14 protein-coding genes, 2 tRNA genes, 3 rRNA genes and 2 pseudogenes are annotated in these 22,849 nt (G+C 55.9%); 8 read left to right on the top strand and 13 right to left on the bottom strand.

Annotated features, from left to right (window positions below; translation table 11 throughout):
* Positions 1–2: 2 nt before the first annotated feature.
* Together nuoM and nuoN are read left to right on the top strand one after the other, a co-directional pair.
* Entirely contained in the window at positions 3–1,535 is a 1,533-nt protein-coding gene (gene nuoM, locus KGD89_RS09090) for an NADH-quinone oxidoreductase subunit M (protein WP_025259469.1), read from the top strand.
* Between the two features lie 7 nt (positions 1,536–1,542).
* Entirely contained in the window at positions 1,543–3,006 is a 1,464-nt protein-coding gene (gene nuoN / locus KGD89_RS09085; protein ID WP_025259468.1) for an NADH-quinone oxidoreductase subunit NuoN, read from the top strand.
* Between the two features lie 143 nt (positions 3,007–3,149).
* Here nuoN and KGD89_RS26380 read toward each other — a convergent pair.
* From KGD89_RS26380 to KGD89_RS09060, 6 genes and pseudogenes are all read right to left on the bottom strand, one after another.
* A pseudogene (locus KGD89_RS26380) lies at positions 3,150–3,740 on the bottom strand (methyl-accepting chemotaxis protein); the annotation flags it as partial.
* 315 nt (positions 3,741–4,055) lie between these two features.
* Positions 4,056–4,829 (bottom strand): annotated as a pseudogene (locus tag KGD89_RS26375) (cache domain-containing protein); the annotation flags it as partial.
* 117 nt (positions 4,830–4,946) lie between these two features.
* Positions 4,947–6,269, bottom strand: a complete 1,323-nt coding sequence (locus tag KGD89_RS09075; protein WP_025259466.1) for an ATP-binding protein — start codon at positions 6,267–6,269, stop codon at positions 4,947–4,949.
* Entirely contained in the window at positions 6,266–6,934 is a 669-nt protein-coding gene (locus tag KGD89_RS09070; protein WP_025259465.1) for a response regulator transcription factor, read from the bottom strand. The genes KGD89_RS09075 and KGD89_RS09070 overlap by 4 nt, the downstream gene beginning before the upstream one ends.
* The gene (locus KGD89_RS09065) at positions 6,934–7,242 is read right to left on the bottom strand and encodes a PepSY domain-containing protein (RefSeq protein WP_025259464.1); all 309 of its coding nucleotides are present in this window, start codon (positions 7,240–7,242) and stop codon (positions 6,934–6,936) included. The genes KGD89_RS09070 and KGD89_RS09065 overlap by 1 nt, the downstream gene beginning before the upstream one ends.
* Positions 7,242–7,550, bottom strand: coding sequence for a PepSY domain-containing protein (locus KGD89_RS09060; protein WP_025259463.1), 309 nt, complete (start codon positions 7,548–7,550; stop codon positions 7,242–7,244). The genes KGD89_RS09065 and KGD89_RS09060 overlap by 1 nt, the downstream gene beginning before the upstream one ends.
* Positions 7,551–7,750: 200 nt before the next feature.
* On the opposite strand from KGD89_RS09060, the gene queD reads away from it, so the two are divergent.
* A complete protein-coding gene (gene queD, locus KGD89_RS09055) occupies positions 7,751–8,107 on the top strand; it encodes a 6-carboxytetrahydropterin synthase QueD (RefSeq protein WP_025259462.1) in 357 nt (118 codons plus the stop codon).
* Positions 8,108–8,295: 188 nt separating this feature from the next.
* Here the strand turns inward: queD and rrf are convergent.
* From rrf to KGD89_RS09030, 5 genes are all read right to left on the bottom strand, one after another.
* Positions 8,296–8,411, bottom strand: a 5S ribosomal RNA gene (rrf, locus tag KGD89_RS09050).
* A 147-nt stretch (positions 8,412–8,558) separates the two neighbouring features.
* A 23S ribosomal RNA gene (locus tag KGD89_RS09045) occupies positions 8,559–11,450 on the bottom strand.
* 226 nt (positions 11,451–11,676) lie between these two features.
* Positions 11,677–11,752, bottom strand: a tRNA-Ala gene (locus tag KGD89_RS09040).
* A gap of 7 nt (positions 11,753–11,759) precedes the next feature.
* Positions 11,760–11,836 (bottom strand) — tRNA-Ile (locus tag KGD89_RS09035).
* Positions 11,837–11,900: 64 nt separating this feature from the next.
* A 16S ribosomal RNA gene (locus KGD89_RS09030) occupies positions 11,901–13,439 on the bottom strand.
* Together the 16S, 23S and 5S rRNA genes with 2 tRNA genes alongside form the textbook arrangement of a ribosomal RNA operon.
* Positions 13,440–14,089: 650 nt before the next feature.
* Here KGD89_RS09030 and rhtA point away from each other — a divergent pair.
* Complete coding sequence (gene rhtA, locus KGD89_RS09025; RefSeq protein WP_025259461.1) at positions 14,090–14,974, top strand: threonine/homoserine exporter RhtA; 885 nt, start codon at positions 14,090–14,092, stop codon at positions 14,972–14,974.
* A gap of 194 nt (positions 14,975–15,168) precedes the next feature.
* Entirely contained in the window at positions 15,169–15,483 is a 315-nt protein-coding gene (locus KGD89_RS09020) for a hypothetical protein (RefSeq protein ID WP_025259460.1), read from the top strand.
* 24 nt (positions 15,484–15,507) lie between these two features.
* Here the strand turns inward: KGD89_RS09020 and KGD89_RS09015 are convergent, their stop codons facing one another.
* Both KGD89_RS09015 and KGD89_RS09010 read right to left on the bottom strand, forming a co-directional pair.
* Entirely contained in the window at positions 15,508–17,307 is a 1,800-nt protein-coding gene (locus tag KGD89_RS09015) for an aminopeptidase P family protein (protein ID WP_025259459.1), read from the bottom strand.
* 54 nt (positions 17,308–17,361) lie between these two features.
* A complete protein-coding gene (locus KGD89_RS09010; protein WP_025259458.1) occupies positions 17,362–18,540 on the bottom strand; it encodes a cysteine desulfurase family protein in 1,179 nt (392 codons plus the stop codon).
* Between the two features lie 816 nt (positions 18,541–19,356).
* Here KGD89_RS09010 and KGD89_RS09005 point away from each other — a divergent pair.
* From KGD89_RS09005 to KGD89_RS08995, 3 genes are all read left to right on the top strand, one after another.
* Positions 19,357–20,142, top strand: coding sequence for a hypothetical protein (locus KGD89_RS09005; protein ID WP_025259457.1), 786 nt, complete (start codon positions 19,357–19,359; stop codon positions 20,140–20,142).
* A gap of 62 nt (positions 20,143–20,204) precedes the next feature.
* Complete coding sequence (locus tag KGD89_RS09000; protein ID WP_025259456.1) at positions 20,205–21,326, top strand: DegT/DnrJ/EryC1/StrS family aminotransferase; 1,122 nt, start codon at positions 20,205–20,207, stop codon at positions 21,324–21,326.
* A gap of 5 nt (positions 21,327–21,331) precedes the next feature.
* Positions 21,332–22,849, top strand: a complete 1,518-nt coding sequence (locus KGD89_RS08995; protein ID WP_025259455.1) for a lipopolysaccharide biosynthesis protein — start codon at positions 21,332–21,334, stop codon at positions 22,847–22,849.

Genomic DNA, 22,849 nt, shown 5'->3' with positions numbered 1-22,849 from the left:
TCATGATTCTGCCTTGGCTAATCCTGATCCCCTTTATCGGCGGCCTGCTGTGCTGGCTGTGTGAGCGCGTAAGCGCCACACTGCCACGCTGGATCGCGCTGCTGACCATGTCTCTGTTGCTCGGTATCGGCCTGTGGCTGTGGGGCGTCGGTGACTACACCCTGTCTCCGGCCCCTGGCGCTGACCCGACCTGGACCCTGGAATTCCACCAACAGTGGATTTCACGCTTCGGCATCAGCCTGCATCTGGCGCTGGATGGCCTGTCGCTGCTGATGATCATGCTGACCGGTCTGCTCGGCGTGTTGTCCGTGCTGTGTTCCTGGAAGGAAATCCAGCGCAACGTCGGCTTCTTCCACCTCAACCTGATGTGGATTCTCGGCGGTGTGGTTGGCGTGTTCCTGGCCATCGACCTGTTCCTGTTCTTCTTCTTCTGGGAAATGATGCTGGTGCCGATGTATTTCCTCATCGCGCTCTGGGGTCATAGTTCATCGGACGGCAAGAAGACACGAATCTACGCGGCAACCAAGTTCTTCATCTTCACCCAGGCCAGCGGCCTGATCATGCTGGTGGCGATTCTGGGTCTGGTACTGGTTCACTTCAACCAGACCGGCGTGATCACTTTCGCTTACGCCGATCTGCTGAAGACCAGACTGGCTCCGGGCACCGAGTACATCCTGATGCTGGGCTTCTTCATCGCTTTCGCGGTGAAGCTGCCGGTAGTGCCGCTGCACTCCTGGCTGCCGGACGCTCACGCCCAGGCCCCGACTGCCGGTTCCGTCGACCTGGCCGGTATCCTGCTGAAAACCGCTGCCTACGGTCTGCTGCGCTTCGCCCTGCCGCTGTTCCCCAACGCTTCGGCAGAGTTCGCACCGATTGCAATGACCCTCGGCCTGGTCGGTATCTTCTACGGTGCTTTCCTGGCGTTCGCCCAGACCGATATCAAGCGTCTGATCGCGTTCTCCAGCGTCTCGCACATGGGCTTCGTCCTGATCGGTATCTACTCCGGCAGCCAGCACGCCTTGCAGGGCGTGGTGATCCAGATGATTGCCCACGGTCTGTCGGCCGCTGCGCTGTTTATCCTCAGTGGTCAGCTGTACGAGCGTCTGCATACCCGCGACATGCGTGAGATGGGTGGCCTGTGGTCACGCATCGCTTACCTGCCGGCCATCAGCCTGTTCTTCGCGGCCGCGTCTCTGGGTCTGCCGGGCACAGGCAACTTCGTCGGTGAGTTCCTGATCCTGCTGGGTGCTTTCGTTCACTCCCCATGGATCACGGCCATCGCCACTTCCGGTCTGGTGTTCGGTTCTGTCTACTCGCTGATCATGATCCACCGCGCCTACTTTGGCCCTTCCAAGTCCGAGGAAATCCTCAAGGGCATGGATGGACGGGAATTGATCATGGTGCTGGGCCTTGCCGTATTGCTGATCGTGCTGGGGGTTTACCCGCAGCCGTTCCTCGATACTTCGGCAGCGACCATGCACGGCGTGCAGCAATGGCTAGGCACTGCCTTCACTCAACTCGCTTCGGCCCGGTAAGAGCGCTATGGACCTGACGATTCAACACTTTATTGCGCTTGCCCCACTGCTGATTACCAGCCTCACCATCGTGGTGGTGATGCTGGCAATCGCATGGTGCCGCAATCACTCGCAAACATTCCTGCTATCCGTAGCAGGGCTCAACCTGGCATTGCTGTCGATTTACCCAGCCCTGAAAGTCGCGCCACTGGCCGTGACGCCATTGCTGCAGATCGACAGCTTCGCCTGCCTGTACATGGCAATCATCCTTGCCTCGACCCTGGCATGCGTGACAATGGCGCACGCCTATCTGGGCGACGACAAGAAAGGCTATCCGGGCAACCGTGAAGAGCTTTACCTGCTGATCCTGCTGGCTGCGGCCGGCGGTCTGGTACTGGTGAGTGCCAAGCATCTGGCTGGCCTGTTCATCGGCCTGGAACTGCTGTCGGTACCTGTCTACGGTCTGGTCGCCTACGCCTTCTTCAACAAGCGCTCGCTGGAAGGCGGCATCAAGTACATGGTGCTTTCGGCAGCCGGCTCGGCGTTCCTGCTGTTCGGTATGGCGCTGTTGTACGCAGAGGCAGGCAGCCTGAGCTTCGATGGTATCGGCAAGGCGATTGCCGCTACAGGCATGCCCAGCCCGCTTGCCAGCCTGGGTCTTGGCATGATGGTTGTGGGTCTGGCATTCAAACTGTCGCTGGTCCCGTTCCACCTGTGGACACCGGACGTATACGAGGGCGCCCCTGCCCCGGTTGCTGCTTTCCTGGCAACCGCCAGCAAGGTCGCGGTTTTCGCTGTGCTGGTGCGTCTGTTCCAGATTTCCCCGGCAGCCAGCAGTGGCGTATTGCATGACGTCCTGGCCGTAATCGCCGTGGCTTCGATCCTGGTCGGTAACCTGCTGGCGCTGACCCAGAACAACCTCAAGCGTCTGCTGGGTTATTCGTCCATCGCCCACTTCGGTTACCTGATGATCGCGCTGGTTGCCAGTAAAGGCATGGCCGTTGAGGCAATCGGTGTCTATCTGGCGACCTATGTACTGACCTCGCTGGGCAGCTTCGGTGTAATCACCATGATGTCCTCGCCGTACAGCGGCCGCGATGCCGATGCGATGTTCGAGTACCGCGGCCTGTTCTGGCGCCGTCCGTACCTGACTGCGGTCATGACCCTGATGATGCTGTCTCTGGCGGGTATTCCGCTGACGGCTGGCTTCATCGGCAAGTTCTACATCATCGCCACCGGCGTTGAATCGCACCTGTGGTGGCTGATCGGTGCGCTGGTTCTGGGTAGCGCCATCGGCGTGTTCTACTACCTGCGTGTGATGGTCACGATGTATCTGGTCGACAACAAGCTGCCTCGCCATGATGCGGCCTTCAACTGGGCACAGCGTACAGGCGGCGTGATGCTGCTGGCTGTCGCCATCCTGACCTTCGTACTGGGTGTGTACCCACAACCGTTGCTGGATCTGGTGCTGAATGCAGCCTTGGCAGGCTGATCGGTAATAAACAAAAAACCCTGCTTCGGCAGGGTTTTTTTTGGCTTACAGGAGCGAACTCATTCGCGAAAAGTCAGTGCATCCAATACATATTCATCGTTTGGAATTGCCGTCTCGCGAATAAATTGGCTCCTACGTTTTGGTCAGACGCGGAACTGGGCGACCAGGCCGCCGAGACGTTTGCCAAGGTCAAACAGGCTGCGAGAAGTCTGAGCGCCCTGACGGGTTTCGTCGGCAACGGTTTCGACTGCAACGGCGATCTGGTGGACACTGCGGTTGATTTCCTCGGCTACGGCTGTCTGCTCTTCAGCGGCACTGGCGATCTGGGCGTTCATCGAGTTGATGGTCGCTATCAGTTCACCGATGGTCACCAGCGACTGCCCTGCCTCGTTGGCCTGTGTCGAAGTACCGTCGCCCGCCTCGCTGGAGCGGCGCATGGCACCTACCGCTTCCTCCGTACCCTTTTGCAGACGATCGATCATGCCCTGGATTTCCTGGGTGCTTTGCTGAGTCCTGCTGGCCAGTGCCCGGACTTCATCGGCTACGACCGCAAACCCTCGACCGGCCTCCCCTGCCCTCGCAGCTTCAATTGCTGCGTTGAGGGCCAGCAGGTTGGTCTGTTCTGCAATGGAGCGAATGACGCCCAGCACACTGACAATCGATGATACGTCCTGCTGCAGACTGTCCAGCGATGAGCCGCTTTTGCGGATGTCATCTACCAGCGCATGGATCTGCTTGATGCTGCCATCGACCACCTGCTTGGCAGCCTTGCCTTGCTCATCGGTCTTCTGGGCAGCAACAGAAGCACCCTGAGCGCTTGTTGCGACTTCCTGGGCAGCGGCAGACATTTCGTTGATGGCGGTAGCCACCTGATCGGTTTCGTGGCGCTGGCGGTCCATGGCCTTTTCCGAACGCTGCGCCTGATCGGAGACTTCGCTGACCAGACCGGTGAGTTGCGTGGTCATCTCGGTGATCTGGCGAACGATGCCATGAATCTTGTCGACGAAACGGTTGAACGAGCCTGCCAGCTCGCCGAGTTCATCCTGGCTGGTAATGGCCAGACGGCGCGTCAGATCACCTTCACCTGCGACGATATCGTCCAGGTTGTCTTTCATCGAACGCAGGGGGCGCAACAGGGTTCCGGTCATGACAATGCCGATCACGCTGATGATCACCAGTACCAGCACTGTGATGCCAACAATGCTGTACAGCATGTCGTACAGGCGTGCCTCGACGTTCTGCTTGACCACAGCCACCTGGGCTTCGACATTCTCGAGGTTGACTGAGCTGCCGACGACCAGATCCCATTTCGGTAGATATTCGGTGTAAGCGACTTTCGGAACCGGTTCGGTCTTGCCTGGCAATGGAGAAGCGTAATAGGTGTAGTGGTCGCCCGTCTTGGCTGACGCTACCAGTTCCCTGTTGAGATACACGCCACTGGGGTCACGAACCTCCTTAAAGCTTTTGCCCAGACCATCGGGACTGTTGCTACGGAAGATACGTATGATTTCGGAGTCGTATCCGAACAGATAACCGTCCTTGCCATAACTGACCGCAGAAAGCAGTTTGACCGCACTGGCTCTGGCTGCATTGTCGCCTTGTGCTGAAGCTTCATAGATAGGCTTGATACCGCTCAGGGCAATATCGACATAACTTTTAAGAGTCGCCCGGGCCTCTGTCAGCAAACGCTCCCTTGTCTCGCTGACCTCTCTGTCGGCTTGTTGATGAAGGATAAACACTGTGGTCACGCTGATTACCACAGCGAACAGCAACACTGGCAATACAGCCAATGACAGAACCTTGGTTTTCAGACTCAGACGCATAGGATTCGCCTATTCAGTTGTTTTTATAGGGAGGACTTTCAAGGTGTATCGGCAAAAAAAACCGGGAGTTAATATCATCCCGGTTTTTTTGTAGGAAAAAACTGACACAAAGCAAGATCAGGGAGAAGTACGCTCAGGCAGATCAATACGCACGCGCAGCCCACCTTGCGGACTGGTGAGCAATTTCAGATCACCGCCCCATGCTTCGACAATATCGCGCACGATCCCAAGACCCAGGCCGTGGCCGGTGATCTGTTCATCAAGGCGGGTGCCGCGACTGAACACCTCTGCACGCTGAGACTCGGGAATACCAGGTCCATCGTCGTCGACCAGCAGCGTGAATCCCTGCCCTTGCGGCTCGATATTCAGGCGTACTTCACTGTCAGCCCATTTGCAGGCGTTATCCAGCAGGTTACCCAGCAATTCGAGAATGTCCTCACGATCCCAGGGCAAATGCAAACCGCTCTGGACATCATTGATCAGGTCCAGATGTTCGCCATGGATCATGCGCAGTGTCGAAAACAGGCTGGACAATTCTGCATCGCAATCGAAACGCGCTCCTGGCAGCGCATCACCGGACAGTCGGGCACGATTCAACTCACGCTCCAGGCGCAGGCGGATGTTCTCCAGTTGCTCATGGAGGGTTTTGCGCAGCGCAGGATTGGCATCCAGTTGTTCGCTCGACGCCATGCTGAGCAGAACAGCCAAGGGCGTCTTGAGAGCATGGCCCAGGTTACCCAAGGCATTGCGTGAACGCTTGAGGCTGTCTTCGGTATGAGCGAGCAAGTGGTTGATCTGGGCAACCAGCGGCTCAAGTTCGAGGGGGACCTGGTTATCCAGTTGCGAGCGTTGGCCTTGTTGCAACTGGGATATCTGCTCGCGCACGGTTTCCAGAGGACGCAAGGCCCGGCGCACGGTGACGCGCTGCAGAACCAGCACCAGAATCAGTGCCGCCAGGCCGAATCCCAGGCCTATTTGCTGCATGCGCTGAAAGCTTGCCCTGACGGGGGTGTAATCCTGGGCAACCGTCACTGTGATCTGCTGCCCGAACTTTCGATAGTCCGCGCTCCATACCAGCAGCGATTGCCCGGTGTGTCCCAGTTCCAGATCGGAATGAAGACCTGCACCCAGGGGTTTCGGCAATTCAAAATCCCATAATGAGCGCGAGCGCCAGTAGCCTTCGGTAAAGTCCAGGCGGAAGTAGTGTCCGGAGAGCGGTCGCTGATAAGCCGCAGACAAGCGCTGCTCATCCAGTTGAATACCCACCGGGCCACGAACCAGAGCTACCAGCAGGCTTTCGCTTTCCTTGCGCAACCCGGCTTCAAGATAGCGTTGCAGACCCAGCTCAAACAGGTACAGGCTGGTCTGGGCCATCACCAGACCCACAGCGACCAGCACTGCAACGAGACCGAGGCTCAAGCGCCTCTGTATGGACTTCAAGCGTTATTACCACCGAACAGATAACCCTGGCCACGACGGGTCGTGACCACCGAACGCCCGAGCTTTCGCCTCAGGTGATTGACATGGACTTCTATCACATTGGAGTCGCGTTCGTTTTCACCATCGTACAGGTGCTCGGAAAGATGACTCTTGGAGAGGATCTGTTCCGGGTGGTGCATGAAGTAACGAAGCAGACGGAATTCAGCAGACGTCAGCTGGATATCCACGCCGTCGCGAACAACACACTGCCGGCTTTCATCCAGATTGAGCCCTGCTGACTCGAGGGTCGGCTGGTTGGCCAGCCCATGCGAGCGGCGCAGCAAAGCCTGGATGCGCAACTGCAACTCTTCAGGATGAAAGGGTTTGGTCAGGTAATCGTCGGCACCTGCCTTCAAGCCTTCTATGCGCTCTGACCATGATCCCCGCGCCGTAAGAATGAGCACAGGCGCAGCCAGGCCTTTGGCGCGCCATTGTTGAAGCACCTCAAGACCGGGAAGACCTGGCAGCCCCAGATCCAGAACGATCAGGTCATAGGGCTCGCTCACACCTTGATAGACCGCATCACGGCCGTCAGCCAGCCAATCCACGGCATAACCTTGTCGCCCAAGGGCAGAGATCAGTTCATCCGCCAAAGGCACATGATCCTCAACCAGTAGTAGCCGCATCAATCATCTTCCTCGTCTTGCAGGAGTCGCCCGTCACGTGCGTTGAACTTGAGCTCGCGGACAACGCCTTGCGTGGTCAGCAACTCGAATTCATAGACGTACAGGTCATTTTTTTCTTCCAGCTCAGCCTCAAGCAGCTTGGCACCAGGATGATGACTCAACGCTTGCTCGATGAATTGCTCAAGAGGCAGGATCACCCCACGCTGTCGCAAACTGAGTGCCTCGTCCTGATTCAGGTCCTTGGCTTGAGCCGCAGTGCAGAGCAGCCCCAAGCCAAGGAGTGCGCAGAGACGCTTTTCGACCTTCATTACTTATCCTGATAGTTCTTGTATATCTGCCCGGTGACAGCGTCTATTTTCAGGTCCCACTGAATGCCTGCGGTATCACGTAATTCGATTTGATAAACGTATTTACCGTATTCGTTTTCGAGCTCCGTCTCGGTGATCGTTGCACCAGGGTGCTTGGACAATGCGTATTCGTTGAGCTTTTCAAAAGACTGGATGGTTCCTGCATCCCTGAGGCGCAGGGCTTCATCTGGCCCGATATCACGTGCCAGGGCAAACCCGGCAGAAGCAGTGAGCATTACGGCAGTCAGCAAAGTGGTCAGTCTTTTCATTATGGGCTCCGTCGAGTGGTGCTTTCTACGGATACCAAGATAAGGGTATCAACTTAACTCAAGCTGAATCCCTCTGGCTACATGCCATCACTACTTGTCCGACCACCTTACCTGAGCATGGTGTTTGAAAGCATTGCTGTTAAACTCGTCCCCTGCATTTATCGCTTGCGCGATCGCCATCTATCCAGGGCTTATACACAGTGGAAATTTTCAAAGAGTTTACTTTCGAGTCTGCACACCGGCTCCCCCATGTGCCTGAGGGCCATAAATGTGGACGCCTGCACGGGCATTCGTTCCGAGTAGGGATTCATCTGTCCGGCAAGGTCGATCCTCATATTGGCTGGATACGCGACTTCTCCGAGATCAAGGCCATTTTCAAGCCACTGTATGAACGCCTGGATCATAACTACCTCAACGACATCCCTGGTCTGGAAAACCCGACCAGCGAAAATCTGGCGAAATGGATCTGGGACGAGCTGAAACCCCTGCTGCCTGAACTCTCGGCGGTTCGCATTCACGAAACCTGTACCAGTGGATGTGAATATCGCGGCGAGTGATGATCCCCGCTTATATAAAACCACCTTTATGGTGGTTTTTTATTGCCTTGAATCAAGTGACGTTGAGCGACTTTGACACCTTGCTGGCCCTGTCGCTGGCAAGCCGCCTCCCACTGTTTCGTCCTTGGTCGAAGACCAGAAAGACAAAACCCCCACCTGCGTTCGCAGATGGGGGTTCTGAATTTGAATCTTGACGATGACCTACTCTCACATGGGGAAACCCCACACTACCATCGGCGATGCATCGTTTCACTGCTGAGTTCGGGATGGGATCAGGTGGTTCCAATGCTCTATGGTCGTCAAGAAATTCGGTAGCCGGTGCGTACTTGGGTACGTACCCGCGAATGGGTGTGTAATAGAGGTGTTTCGGTAATCTGTGTGTGGCGCAAACTTTCGGTTCGTCATCTTCACTACACCGCAATCCGCTCTTCGCAGATTGCTTGGGTGTTATATGGTCAAGCCTCACGGGCAATTAGTATGGGTTAGCTCAATGCCTCACAGCACTTACACACCCCACCTATCAACGTCGTAGTCTTCGACGGCCCTTCAGGGAACTCAAGGTTCCAGTGAGATCTCATCTTGAGGCAAGTTTCCCGCTTAGATGCTTTCAGCGGTTATCTTTTCCGAACATAGCTACCCGGCAATGCCACTGGCGTGACAACCGGAACACCAGAGGTTCGTCCACTCCGGTCCTCTCGTACTAGGAGCAGCCCCTCTCAAATCTCAAACGTCCACGGCAGATAGGGACCGAACTGTCTCACGACGTTCTAAACCCAGCTCGCGTACCACTTTAAATGGCGAACAGCCATACCCTTGGGACCGGCTTCAGCCCCAGGATGTGATGAGCCGACATCGAGGTGCCAAACACCGCCGTCGATATGAACTCTTGGGCGGTATCAGCCTGTTATCCCCGGAGTACCTTTTATCCGTTGAGCGATGGCCCTTCCATACAGAACCACCGGATCACTAAGACCTACTTTCGTACCTGCTCGACGTGTCTGTCTCGCAGTCAAGCGCGCTTTTGCCTTTATACTCTACGACCGATTTCCGACCGGTCTGAGCGCACCTTCGTACTCCTCCGTTACTCTTTAGGAGGAGACCGCCCCAGTCAAACTACCCACCATACACTGTCCTCGATCCGGATAACGGACCTGAGTTAGAACCTCAAAGTTGCCAGGGTGGTATTTCAAGGATGGCTCCACGCAGACTGGCGTCCACGCTTCAAAGCCTCCCACCTATCCTACACAAGCAAATTCAAAGTCCAGTGCAAAGCTATAGTAAAGGTTCACGGGGTCTTTCCGTCTAGCCGCGGATACACTGCATCTTCACAGCGATTTCAATTTCACTGAGTCTCGGGTGGAGACAGCGCCGCCATCGTTACGCCATTCGTGCAGGTCGGAACTTACCCGACAAGGAATTTCGCTACCTTAGGACCGTTATAGTTACGGCCGCCGTTTACCGGGGCTTCGATCAAGAGCTTCGCTTGCGCTAACCCCATCAATTAACCTTCCGGCACCGGGCAGGCGTCACACCCTATACGTCCACTTTCGTGTTTGCAGAGTGCTGTGTTTTTAATAAACAGTCGCAGCGGCCTGGTATCTTCGACCGGCATGAGCTTACGGAGCAAGTCCTTCACCCTCACCGGCGCACCTTCTCCCGAAGTTACGGTGCCATTTTGCCTAGTTCCTTCACCCGAGTTCTCTCAAGCGCCTTGGTATTCTCTACCCAACCACCTGTGTCGGTTTGGGGTACGGTTCCTGGTTACCTGAAGCTTAGAAGCTTTTCTTGGAAGCATGGCATCAACCACTTCGTGTTCTAGGAACACTCGTCATCAGCTCTCGGCCTTAAGATCCCGGATTTACCTAAGATCTCAGCCTACCACCTTAAACTTGGACAACCAACGCCAAGCTGGCCTAGCCTTCTCCGTCCCTCCATCGCAATAACCAGAAGTACAGGAATATTAACCTGTTTTCCATCGACTACGCTTTTCAGCCTCGCCTTAGGGACCGACTAACCCTGCGTCGATTAACGTTGCGCAGGAAACCTTGGTCTTTCGGCGTGGGTGTTTTTCACACCCATTGTCGTTACTCATGTCAGCATTCGCACTTCTGATACCTCCAGCAAGCTTCTCAACTCACCTTCACAGGCTTACAGAACGCTCCTCTACCGCATCACCAGAAGGTGATACCCGTAGCTTCGGTGCATGGTTTGAGCCCCGTTACATCTTCCGCGCAGGCCGACTCGACTAGTGAGCTATTACGCTTTCTTTAAAGGGTGGCTGCTTCTAAGCCAACCTCCTAGCTGTCTAAGCCTTCCCACATCGTTTCCCACTTAACCATGACTTTGGGACCTTAGCTGACGGTCTGGGTTGTTTCCCTTTTCACGACGGACGTTAGCACCCGCCGTGTGTCTCCCATGCTCGGCACTTGTAGGTATTCGGAGTTTGCATCGGTTTGGTAAGTCGGGATGACCCCCTAGCCGAAACAGTGCTCTACCCCCTACAGTGATACATGAGGCGCTACCTAAATAGCTTTCGAGGAGAACCAGCTATCTCCGAGCTTGATTAGCCTTTCACTCCGATCCACAGGTCATCCGCTAACTTTTCAACGGTAGTCGGTTCGGTCCTCCAGTCAGTGTTACCTAACCTTCAACCTGCCCATGGATAGATCGCCCGGTTTCGGGTCTATACCCAGCGACTAAACGCCCTATTAAGACTCGCTTTCGCTACGCCTCCCCTATTCGGTTAAGCTTGCCACTGAATATAAGTCGCTGACCCATTATACAAAAGGTACGCAGTCACCCAACAATGTGGGCTCCCACTGCTTGTACGCATACGGTTTCAGGATCTATTTCACTCCCCTCTCCGGGGTTCTTTTCGCCTTTCCCTCACGGTACTGGTTCACTATCGGTCAGTCAGTAGTATTTAGCCTTGGAGGATGGTCCCCCCATGTTCAGACAAGGTTTCTCGTGCCCCGTCCTACTCGATTTCATGACCAAGAGATTTTCGCGTACAGGGCTATCACCCACTATGGCCGCACTTTCCAGAGCGTTCCGCTAATCTCAAAGCCACTTAAGGGCTGGTCCCCGTTCGCTCGCCACTACTAAGGGAATCTCGGTTGATTTCTTTTCCTCAGGGTACTTAGATGTTTCAGTTCCCCTGGTTCGCCTCTTGCACCTATGTATTCAGTACAAGATAACTGTCTTATGACAGCTGGGTTCCCCCATTCAGACATCTCCGGATCACAGTCTGTTTGCCGACTCCCCGAAGCTTTTCGCAGGCTACCACGTCTTTCATCGCCTCTGACTGCCAAGGCATCCACCGTATGCGCTTCTTCACTTGACCATATAACCCCAAGCAATCTGGTTATACTGTGAAGACGACATTCGCCGAAAATTTGCAATTCACTCACAAATTTTACCTTAGCCTGAACACGCACCAGTGAAAGTGCGGTCCAGTCTAACTTTCTATTACATACCCAAATTTTTAAAGAACGATTCTGATAAAGATCAGAAATCAACATTCACGCACCGTTTCGGTGGAATGCTCATTTCTAAGCTTTGACATGAGGTGGTGGAGCCAAGCGGGATCGAACCGCTGACCTCCTGCGTGCAAGGCAGGCGCTCTCCCAGCTGAGCTATGGCCCCAAACAATTGGTGGGTCTGGGCAGATTCGAACTGCCGACCTCACCCTTATCAGGGGTGCGCTCTAACCAACTGAGCTACAGACCCAATCGTCTTCTTCAATGAATCAAGCAATTCGTGTGGGAGCTTATGGTAAAGCTGAGTCGTCGATTAAGGAGGTGATCCAGCCGCAGGTTCCCCTACGGCTACCTTGTTACGACTTCACCCCAGTCATGAATCACACCGTGGTAACCGTCCCCCCGAAGGTTAGACTAGCTACTTCTGGTGCAACCCACTCCCATGGTGTGACGGGCGGTGTGTACAAGGCCCGGGAACGTATTCACCGCGACATTCTGATTCGCGATTACTAGCGATTCCGACTTCACGCAGTCGAGTTGCAGACTGCGATCCGGACTACGATCGGTTTTGTGAGATTAGCTCCACCTCGCGGCTTGGCAACCCTCTGTACCGACCATTGTAGCACGTGTGTAGCCCAGGCCGTAAGGGCCATGATGACTTGACGTCATCCCCACCTTCCTCCGGTTTGTCACCGGCAGTCTCCTTAGAGTGCCCACCATCACGTGCTGGTAACTAAGGACAAGGGTTGCGCTCGTTACGGGACTTAACCCAACATCTCACGACACGAGCTGACGACAGCCATGCAGCACCTGTCTCAGTGTTCCCGAAGGCACCAAACCATCTCTGGTAAGTTCACTGGATGTCAAGGCCTGGTAAGGTTCTTCGCGTTGCTTCGAATTAAACCACATGCTCCACCGCTTGTGCGGGCCCCCGTCAATTCATTTGAGTTTTAACCTTGCGGCCGTACTCCCCAGGCGGTCAACTTAATGCGTTAGCTGCGCCACTAAAATCTCAAGGATTCCAACGGCTAGTTGACATCGTTTACGGCGTGGACTACCAGGGTATCTAATCCTGTTTGCTCCCCACGCTTTCGCACCTCAGTGTCAGTATGAGCCCAGGTGGTCGCCTTCGCCACTGGTGTTCCTTCCTATATCTACGCATTTCACCGCTACACAGGAAATTCCACCACCCTCTGCCCTACTCTAGCTCGCCAGTTTTGGATGCAGTTCCCAGGTTGAGCCCGGGGATTTCACATCCAACTTAACGAACCACCTACGCGCGCTTTACGCCCAGTAATTCCGATTAACGCTTGCACCCTCTGTATTACCGCGGCTGCTGGCACAGAGTTAGCCGGTGCTTATTCTGTCGGTAACGTCAAAATCGTCACGTATTAGGTAACGACCCTTCCTCCCAACTTAAAGTGCTTTACAATCCGAAGACCTTCTTCACACACGCGGCATGGCTGGATCAGGCTTTCGCCCATTGTCCAATATTCCCCACTGCTGCCTCCCGTAGGAGTCTGGACCGTGTCTCAGTTCCAGTGTGACTGATCATCCTCTCAGACCAGTTACGGATCGTCGCCTTGGTGAGCCTTTACCTCACCAACTAGCTAATCCGACCTAGGCTCATCTGATAGCGCAAGGCCCGAAGGTCCCCTGCTTTCTCCCGTAGGACGTATGCGGTATTAGCGTCCGTTTCCGAGCGTTATCCCCCACTACCAGGCAGATTCCTAGGCATTACTCACCCGTCCGCCGCTCGCCACCCGGTACAAGTACCTGTGCTGCCGCCCGACTTGCATGTGTTAGGCCTGCCGCCAGCGTTCAATCTGAGCCATGATCAAACTCTTCAGTTCAAACATCGTTGGGTTTTGAGAAAACCCTAAACTTGGCTCAGCAATCGTTGGTTACATCTTTGATTTCTCGCGGAGTAACTTGCGTTGCTGATAATCTGTTGACTTCAGTCTTACACCACAAGCACCCACACGAATTGCTTGATTCAGTTGTTAAAGAGCGGCGGGTTGAGCCTTTCGTCTCAACCGAGGCGCGCATTCTACAGCACCCTCTGTATCTGTCAAGCGGTTATTTCAACAAGTTTCAAAGTTTCCTTTGCAACTTCAACCACTTGCGCTTCGATCAACCTCAGGTTGCTCGTCAGCGGGAGGCGAATTCTACAGGACCCGAAGGCTGTGTCAAACGCTTTCTCACACCGCTGCTGATCCAACCACGATCGAAGCACTTCCAGCTCGACTCCAGAACCGTAAAACACTTGCAAACTATTGATCTACAAGGCTTTTTCAGTTCCGTCTGCTCCGGAAGTGGGGCGAATTATAGAGACATTAAATCGCCCGTCAACCGTTAATTTCGATTTCGGCAAAACAAGCCTCTCCAGCCTTCCTTCTATATAAGAACGCCACACCAACTGCGCAATATATTGCGCAACCCCGCTTTATTAAGCATCATACTGCCCTCACTACCCCCCGCTTACTCTGGATACACACCCGAAATGACCAACAAGCCTCGTATCGCCTCCATCATCTTTCCCCTGGGATTGCTGATGATTGCGATGGCCTCCATTCAAAGCGGCGCTTCGCTGGCCAAAAGTCTTTTCCCCGCCGTAGGCGCACAAGGGACCACCACGCTGCGACTGGTCTTTGCCAGCTTGATCCTGCTGGTGATTTTGCGTCCATGGCGAGCGCGCCTCACTGCCAACTCATTGCGCACGGTGGTCATTTACGGAATCGCACTGGGCGGGATGAATTTTCTCTTCTATATGTCCCTGCAAACTATTCCGCTGGGCATTGCAGTCGCCCTGGAGTTTACCGGGCCACTGGCTGTCGCCCTGCTCTCTTCACGCAAAGCCATCGACTTTCTCTGGGTGGTATTGGCCGTTGTCGGTCTGTTACTGCTCATCCCGATCGGCCAGTCGAGTGCCAGCATTGATCTGCTCGGCGCAGGCTATGCGCTGGGCGCCGGTGTGTGCTGGGCGCTTTATATTCTGTTCGGCCAGAAAGCCGGTGCCGACAACGGGGTCCAGACCGCAGCACTGGGGGTCATCATTGCAGCGATCTTCATCGCTCCGATCGGAGCGGTACATGCAGGCTCGGCACTGCTCGACATTTCCCTGATCCCTGCCGCTCTGGGGGTCGCGATTCTGTCCACTGCATTGCCTTATAGCCTGGAAATGGTCGCACTGACCCGCATGCCCGCACAGACCTTTGGAATGCTGGCAAGCCTGGAGCCGGTGTTTGCCGCCTTGTCAGGCATTCTTTTCCTTGGCGAACACCTGACACTGGTCCAGTGGCTGGCAATTCTAGCCATCATCATGGCATCCATCGGCGCCACCCTGACGTCGACGTCAGGCAAACCGCAGCTCGTGCCTGCAGATTGAGCCTTCAGGAAAATGGATATGCTTTTGGGTGACAGAGCACTAGTATTTGTCACGCGCATGAGCCATGTTTAAGCCTTTATGATTTCTCGCTTCGCAGATAATGCCATCGAGACATCACGTTACGAACGTCATTATGTGATCACAAGAACTCAGGCCAGACGCTGGCTTTGAATAATGACCAGTTAAGGAAGGGCATGAAATACATCTTTATCGTACTGGCGTTACTCGCCGTCGCCGGATGTGCGACAACGTCCAACCCTGTCAAGCAAGGCAAGCGCGGTATCCACATCAATTGCTCGGGCCTGTCTTCATCCTGGGAAAAATGCAACGAACTGGCTACGAATGCCTGTGAGTCCAGGAGCTACAAGGTCATTGCCAAGTCCGGCGATGTGGTGGAAGATCCGGGCGATTACCCGTTCGGTCTGAACCCGGCAGGCTATACCAGCCGCAGCATGATCATTGTTTGCCGCAAAAGCTCGCCGATAGGCCAGGCCGCGTCGAAGCCCTGAGGCTTCGACGCTTCAACACAGGTATCAAACCGCCGCTGTGCGGACCTGCAGCCACTTCAGGGCCGCACCCTGCAGCAGCGGGCTCAGGCGCTCATTGACGTGGGCATGATAGTCGTTGAGCCACTTGCGCTCATCCTGGCTCAGCAGTGAGATTTCCAGGCAGCGCGTATCGATCGGGCACAGCGTAAGCGTCTCGAACCTGAGAAATTCACCGAACTCGGTATTGCCCGCTTCCTGGTTGATGACCAGATTCTCGATTCGCACTCCCCAGCGACCCGGCCGGTAAGTACCCGGCTCGATGGACGTGATCATCCCCGGCAACATTGCTGTCTGTGGCGTGGCCGCCGCCTGATAGGCAATGACCTGCGGCCCTTCGTGCACATTCAGGAAATAGCCGACACCGTGCCCGGTGCCATGACCGTAATTGACCTCGTCGGCCCATATCGGCGCCCGGGCAATGGCATCCAGCAACGGCGACAGAATCCCCTTCGGAAAACGAGCCCGGGACAGAGCAATCACGCCCTTGAGCACTCGAGTACAGTCCTGCTTCTGCTCAATGCTGGGCATCCCTACCGGAACCATGCGCGTAATATCGGTAGTGCCGCCCAGATATTGTCCACCGGAGTCAATCAGCAACAGGCCGTCACCCTCGATCTGCGCATGCTCCTCTTCACAGGCACGATAATGCGGCATTGCCCCGTTACCATTGAATCCCGCGATGGTGGCAAAACTTGGCGACACATAACCAGGACGTTTCTGACGAGCTTCTCCGAGTTTTTCGTCGATGGTCAGCTCACTGACGGGCTCGCGCCCCAATGCCGCGTCAAGCCAGGCAAAGAACTCGCACAGCGCTGCACCGTCCTGCTCCATGACCTGGCGAATGTGCCGTGTATCAGCTTCGGTCTTGCGGGATTTGAACAAGGTACTCGGATTCAGCCCTTCGACCAGCGTCACCTCACTGTCCAGGTAATCGAGCAAACCACAGGTCACTCGTGCCGGGTCCACCAGCAGACGCGCATCCTTTGGCACTTCGCGCAACGCTGCGCCGATCTGCGTGTACTCAAGCAGGTTGATGCCGTCACGCACAAGGCTCTGGCGCACATCATCGCCCACCTTGTCCGAGGCCACGAACAGCGTGACGCTCTGAGGCCCGATCAGTGCAAAAGAGATGAAGACCGGGTTGTAGGAAACATCGGTGCCGCGCAGATTGAACAGCCAGGCAATGTCATCCAGGGTCGCGATGAAATGCCAATCGGCTCCACGCTCAAGCATGGTCTGGCGCACTCGGGCCAGTTTCTCGCCCCGCTCAAGGGTGGCGTATGGCGGCAGATGTTCAAATACGGGATTGGTCGGCAAGGCAGGACGGTCTTTCCATAGCTCATTGAGCAGGTCCATGTCCGTGCGCAACCTGGCTCCACGGGCATACAGCTTGCTGGCAAGACTGCGGGAAGAAGCGACAGCCAGCACGGCACCGTCGACGGCAACCACCGTTTCAGCACCGGCCTGATCGGCAAGCCACTCCAGAGGACCTTGCTGGCCGGGAAGCAGCTTGACCAGTTCGATACCGCTGCCCGCCAGTTCCTTGGTCGCCTGCTCCCAGTAACGACTGTCGGCCCAGACACCGGCGAAATCCTGAGTGATGACCAGCGTTCCCACGGAGCCATGGAAACCGGAAAGCCATTGCCGACCTTGCCAATAGCCAGGCAGATATTCGGAGAGATGGGGATCTGCCGAGGGCACCAGATAGGCATCGATCTGTTCCCGACTCATCAAGGCGCGCGTCTGCGCCAGACGTTCTGCCACTCCTGTGGTTTGCGTACTCATTGACTCTCCTGACCCGATTTAATCGCTATATCGGGTCAGATAATGGAGCACCAATCAAGACTGAGCAACCGCCCAGAACGCAGGCTGGATCAATGAGGCACGAATCAACTCCACGGCTCGGTCGATATCCTGCTCGTGGGTGAAACGTCCCAGGCTCAGGCGAATGGTCTGACTCGCCGTCTGCGGGCTGTGCCCCAGCGCCAGCAGCACGTGCGAAGGCGTGTTCTTCGCGGAGTTGCAGGCCGAGGTGGATGAGAAAGCCAGGCCGTTGCCAAGGGCAGCGATATTGAGGTCGCTCTTGCCGAAGGTCAGGCTCAGGGTATGTGCAATGCGCTGGTCAGGGCTGCCATTGATTCTTACACCAGGAATATCCGCCAGACGTTCACGCAGACGAAGATTCAGACACTCGATATGGGCGATTTCCTGCTCCAGCGAGTCGGCAGACAGGGCGAAGGCTGCGCCCATTCCCGCAATCTGGTGAGTTGCAAGGGTTCCAGAGCGCAGACCGCATTCATGACCGCCGCCATGAATCTGGGCCAGCACCCGCTGCTCGGCTCGCGGACCGACATACAGGGCGCCAATACCTTTGGGACCATAGATCTTGTGCGCCGAAAACGACATCAGGTCCACGGCCAGTTCCGCCAGGTTGATCGCCAGCTTGCCGGCACCCTGGGCCGCATCCACATGAAACAGGGCGCCATGTGCCCTGACCCGCTCGCCGATTGCGGCGATGTCGCTGACGGTTCCCAGTTCGTTGTTGACCAGCATCAGCGATACCAGAAAGGTGTCGTCACGCAGGGCTGCACTCACAGCCTCGGGGGTAATCAGGCCATCGGCATCGGGAGCAAGGTAGGTCACCTCGTAGCCACCGGCTTCGAGTTGCTGGGCTGTATCGAGGATGGCTTTGTGTTCGATCTGGCTGGTGATGATGTGCCCGCCGGACTTTGACGTGCGCAGTGCCTGCTCCTGTGCCACGCCCTTGAGCGCCAGGTTATTGGACTCGGTAGCGCCGGACGTCCAGATAATCTGCCCGGCCTGGGCACCGACCAGCCCGGCCACCTGCTCGCGTGCGTATTCGACTGTCAGGCGCGCCTGCTGGCCATATGAATGAGAACTGGAAGCGGGATTGCCGAAATTGCCCGTTATTCCCAGACACTTGACCATCACCTGAATCACGCGCTCGTCCACGGGGGTGGTGGCAGCGTAATCGAAATAAAGCGCAGAATTTTGCATGTACAGCCCTCTGAATTGCCCAGCCCGGCATCCCGAACTGCTTACATGATCGACATATCCCTTCGATCCGGTTCAAACCCTGAGACCATCCTCAAAGCACGCCACGTTACATATCACAGCATCAATATTGCATGAAATCACATAGAACTAAAAATTATATATTATTATTTGTATATTCAAATAAGGAATAAAAGGTGCTCTGCAAACGTGTCGACAGCACCTATGCTCAGCGCTCTGGATCCTCTTGTACAAATGTTACACCCGCTGTTGTGTAAATATGCCCAAAAAATGACACCGCCCTCTTATGAGGCATACGTTATTTTTTTGACTCCGTTTTAAATCAATGACTTATTTATTTAATGAAACGATTTATCAAGTATTTAACAGAAAGCTGACGAAATAATTTGACAGATTGGCTGACGCTACCAATATATAGGACTGTCAGCCCCATCCTGGACTGTACGTAAATGCCACAGAGCACAACGCAGGATCGGGCCACGCCGTAGCTTTCTTGTTCTGCCCACGATGTTAGTTGTTTCCACGGAGCCTTGCCCTCGCCCCGCTGGATGTCTGTTGACTCATGAAACCCTTGAAATTACTGAACACGTTCGGTGTGGCGGTAGCTTTGTCTGAAGCAATCGCTCGACTGGAACGGATTCGTTCAATCAGGCTGGAGTGGGTGTCATTTGAATGAATGCAAGTCCGGATCCCGAGGATTCGGGCGGTAGCGTGCCCGGACATCCGGTAAATCCAATAACCAGGCCAGCAGTTTCGCTTTTGGTTTTTCGCCTCCACCTGCCCAAAGGTGTAACTGAAATGCCACTGATACCCGCTTTCGACGCCCTACAGATTCAACACCTGGCCAACGATATAGATGCACAGGGATTCACTACCCTCACGAACATATTGAGCGACACCGACCTGGAGCAGTTGCGGGCCTTCACCGACAGCCAGGCGTCCAAGCATCCGGGTGAGTACTTTGCCTACCATGGCGAAAAAAGCCTGGGCGAAAGCCTGCTGGCCAGCCTCTGGTCAGACCCGACATTCAAACAGCTCATGGCCAGCCTCTACCGGCATGCCGCCCTGCAGGAAAGCCCCAGCGAGCAGATATTCCCTGTACTGCGCTGCATACAGGGTTCCCAGGGAGTACGGGAGTCCAACTGCTTTCACTTCGATGCCAGTCTGGTCACCGCATTGATTCCGATCTACATCCCGGTCGACGGCGAAGAATGCGGCGACCTGATGCTGTTCACCAACGCACGCAAGCTGCGCAACAACGTGGCGCGCAATGTCGTCGAGAAGGCACTGTTACAGAACCGCTTCAGCCGCTGGCTGACCTGTGCCGCCATCAATCGCGGCTGGCTCAGGCCGACAGTCCTGAAACTGCAGCCCGGCAATATCTATCTGTTCTGGGGCTATCGCTCCTTGCACGCCAACCAGCCATGCAGTCCTGGTCTGAAACGGGCCACGGCCATCCTGCATTTCGGCGACCCCCACAGCGGCAGCACGCTCACCCGCCTGATTCTGGGCATGAATCAGGGCCGGGCAGCACGTGTCAGCGCACAAACCAGTTCTTCGCCTCCAGAACCGACCTCTCCCTAGCTAAGGCAAGGAACAGGCGCCCACCGCAACAGAACGATCCGACAAGCGACATGGAGGTTTCGATGATTAACGTAACCAAGACTTACCTGGGTGATATCGACAAGTTCAAGACGTATGTCGAAGGTATCTACGCACGAGGCTGGCTGACCAACCACGGGCCACTGGTGGGCGAACTGGAAAGCCGGCTCAAGGATTACCTTGGGGTCAAGCACATCATCCTGACCAACAATGGCACCCTGGCGTTACAAGTCGCCTATCGCGCCCTGGGCCTGAGCGGCAGCGCCGTGACCACACCCTTCAGTTTCGTGGCGACCACCAGCTCCCTGCAATGGGAAGGTATCCGGCCGATCTTCGCGGACATAGACCCCCATACCTGGAACATCTCGCCACAACACATCGAAAGCGCGATCACCGAAGACACCCGTGCGATTGTCGGGACCCATGTGTTCGGCAATCCTTGCGCCGTCGACGCCATCGAGCAGATTGCACGCAAGCACCGGCTCAAGGTGGTCTACGACGGCGCCCATGCATTCGCAGTGCGTCATGGCGGTCAGTCAGTGCTCAACCGGGGCGACATCAGCACCCTGAGTTTTCATGCGACCAAGCTGTTTCACACCATCGAAGGCGGCGCGATCATCACCAACGATGACGAACTGGCCAGACGCGTCTATCTGCTGTGCAACTTCGGCATTGCTGATGTCGACAAGATCGACGGCATTGGCATCAACGCCAAGCTCAACGAGTTCTCGGCCGCCATGGGGCTGTGCATTCTGGACAATATCGAGAATATCCTCGAAGAACGTGCTGAAATCGCCCATCGCTACAGCTCGCGTCTGGAAAGTTACCTGGACCTGCAACGACCCGAGCCCGACAGCGAGTTGAATAACAGCTACTTCCCGGTGGCCCTGCAGGACGAGCAGCATCTGCTCAGGGTACGTGCCTCGCTCAACGCCCGCAGTATCAACCCGCGCCGCTACTTTTACCCGTCTCTGGACACCCTCGAATACCTCCAGCCGCAGCCTGGGCAACCCGTGTCACGAGCCTTGAGCGAGCGTGTGCTGTGCCTGCCCATCTACCCCGGCCTGCCGCGTGACGATCAGGACCGGGTCATTCATACCCTGATCGAAGAATGCAGCCTGGGCAGCGTGAGCTACCAAAGCCCTGCCATTGCCCAGGTCATCTGATGCCCATGTTCAGCAAACGCTCCGTCATCGGCAATACCGCGCTCAATTACGCGGGGCAGGCTTATGTAATGCTGGTGGGCATTCTGATCATGCCGTTCTACCTCGGCCATCTGGGCGCCGAGGCGTATGGCCTGATCGGTTTTTTCACCGTCATGCAGGCCTGGCTGCAATTGCTCGATGCCGGTATGTCGCCCAGTCTGGTACGTGCCGTGGCCCAGCATCAGGGCACGCCGGCCAGCGAAAGGCATCAAGGGCGGATACTGCGCTCGTTCGAGATCATGTTTCTGCCGCTGGCGCTGTTCAGTGCTGTGGCTGTCTATGCCGCCAGCCCATGGATTGCCGTGCACTGGCTCAATGCCCAGGCATTGCAGCCCCAGACGCTGATCAACTGCATCGGCCTGATGGGCGTGGTCATCGCCTTGCGCCTGTACTCAACGCTGTACAAGAGCGGTATTCAGGGGCTCGAACAACATGCCTGGCTCAATGGGGTAAACATCGCCATCGCGACCCTGCGCTACTTCGGCGGGTTGTTGCTGGTGAGCAGCTTTTCTCAGGACCCGCAGGATTTCTTTGAATTCCAGGCCGCTGTTGCTGCGCTCGAAACCCTGATATTCGCTACACGGGCCTGGCGTCAGATGCCGGTTGCCCACTGGCTCACAGGCATTGACTGGCGGCTGGTCAGACCGATCCTGCCGTTCGCCGCCAGCATTTCTCTGAGCAGCATCCTGTGGATCGTGCTGACCCAGATAGACAAGGTACTGCTCTCGGAAATACTGCCGCTGGATCAATACGGGTATTTCTCGCTGGTCGCGCTGATCACCACCGGCATCATGATGCTGACCAACCCGCTGGTGCAGGCCTTGCTACCCCGCCTGACGGTATTGGTGGCTGAAGATCGTCAGCAGGACATGCATGCCTTGTTTCTGGCAGCCAACCGTTTTGTCTGCACCTTTCTGTTCCCGTTGGCCGCCATTGTTGCCGCGCACGCCGAGCCGCTGATCTATGCCTGGACCGGCGATCAGGCTGCCGCTCAATGGGGGCGCTCGGTTCTGTGCTGGTACGCACTGGGCAGCGCAATCATGGCGGCCAGCGCCTTTCAGTTCTACCTGCAATACGCCTATGGACAGATGCGGCTGCACATCTGGTACAGCGTCATCTCCGCCGTGATCACAGTGCCCGTCATGGTTGTCGCGATTCATTACCAGGGAGCCTACGGCGCAGCGCTGGCCTTTTTTTCACTGCGTGCGGTGTCGTTCGCGATCTGGCCGATGATCGTTCACCAGCGTCTGGCACCCGGCATTCACGGGCAATGGCTGCGCGACACCCTGCGAATCAGTGCCATGACCGCCGTCGGGCTGATCTGCAGCGAGCCGGTGTTTCGCATGATCACGCAACAACAGAGCCGCACGACCGTGCTGCTGGGCCTCGCCGCCAGTGGCTTCATCACCCTGGCGCTGGTGGCCGCAAGCTACAAACCCCTGGCGATGAAGATCTACGTCTTGTTCAGCAAACCGAGTACATGA

It is taken from the genome of Pseudomonas cichorii (genome assembly GCF_018343775.1).
Lineage (GTDB): Bacteria > Pseudomonadota > Gammaproteobacteria > Pseudomonadales > Pseudomonadaceae > Aquipseudomonas > Aquipseudomonas cichorii.
Note: the sequence above shows the minus strand (reverse complement) of the source record. Positions and strands in the feature narration are given on the sequence as shown.

Coding starts and splice junctions, on each gene's coding strand:
- nuoM (WP_025259469.1), top strand. CDS start 3: ATGATTCTGCCTTGGCTAATCCTGATCCCCTTTATCGGCGGCCTGCTG.
- nuoN (WP_025259468.1), top strand. CDS start 1,543: ATGGACCTGACGATTCAACACTTTATTGCGCTTGCCCCACTGCTGATT.
- KGD89_RS09070 (WP_025259465.1), bottom strand. CDS start 6,934: ATGCGGCTACTACTGGTTGAGGATCATGTGCCTTTGGCGGATGAACTG.
- KGD89_RS09065 (WP_025259464.1), bottom strand. CDS start 7,242: ATGAAGGTCGAAAAGCGTCTCTGCGCACTCCTTGGCTTGGGGCTGCTC.
- KGD89_RS09060 (WP_025259463.1), bottom strand. CDS start 7,550: ATGAAAAGACTGACCACTTTGCTGACTGCCGTAATGCTCACTGCTTCT.
- rhtA (WP_025259461.1), top strand. CDS start 14,090: ATGACCAACAAGCCTCGTATCGCCTCCATCATCTTTCCCCTGGGATTG.
- KGD89_RS09020 (WP_025259460.1), top strand. CDS start 15,169: ATGAAATACATCTTTATCGTACTGGCGTTACTCGCCGTCGCCGGATGT.
- KGD89_RS09015 (WP_025259459.1), bottom strand. CDS start 17,307: ATGAGTACGCAAACCACAGGAGTGGCAGAACGTCTGGCGCAGACGCGC.
- KGD89_RS09010 (WP_025259458.1), bottom strand. CDS start 18,540: ATGCAAAATTCTGCGCTTTATTTCGATTACGCTGCCACCACCCCCGTG.
- KGD89_RS09005 (WP_025259457.1), top strand. CDS start 19,357: ATGCCACTGATACCCGCTTTCGACGCCCTACAGATTCAACACCTGGCC.
- KGD89_RS09000 (WP_025259456.1), top strand. CDS start 20,205: ATGATTAACGTAACCAAGACTTACCTGGGTGATATCGACAAGTTCAAG.
- KGD89_RS08995 (WP_025259455.1), top strand. CDS start 21,332: ATGTTCAGCAAACGCTCCGTCATCGGCAATACCGCGCTCAATTACGCG.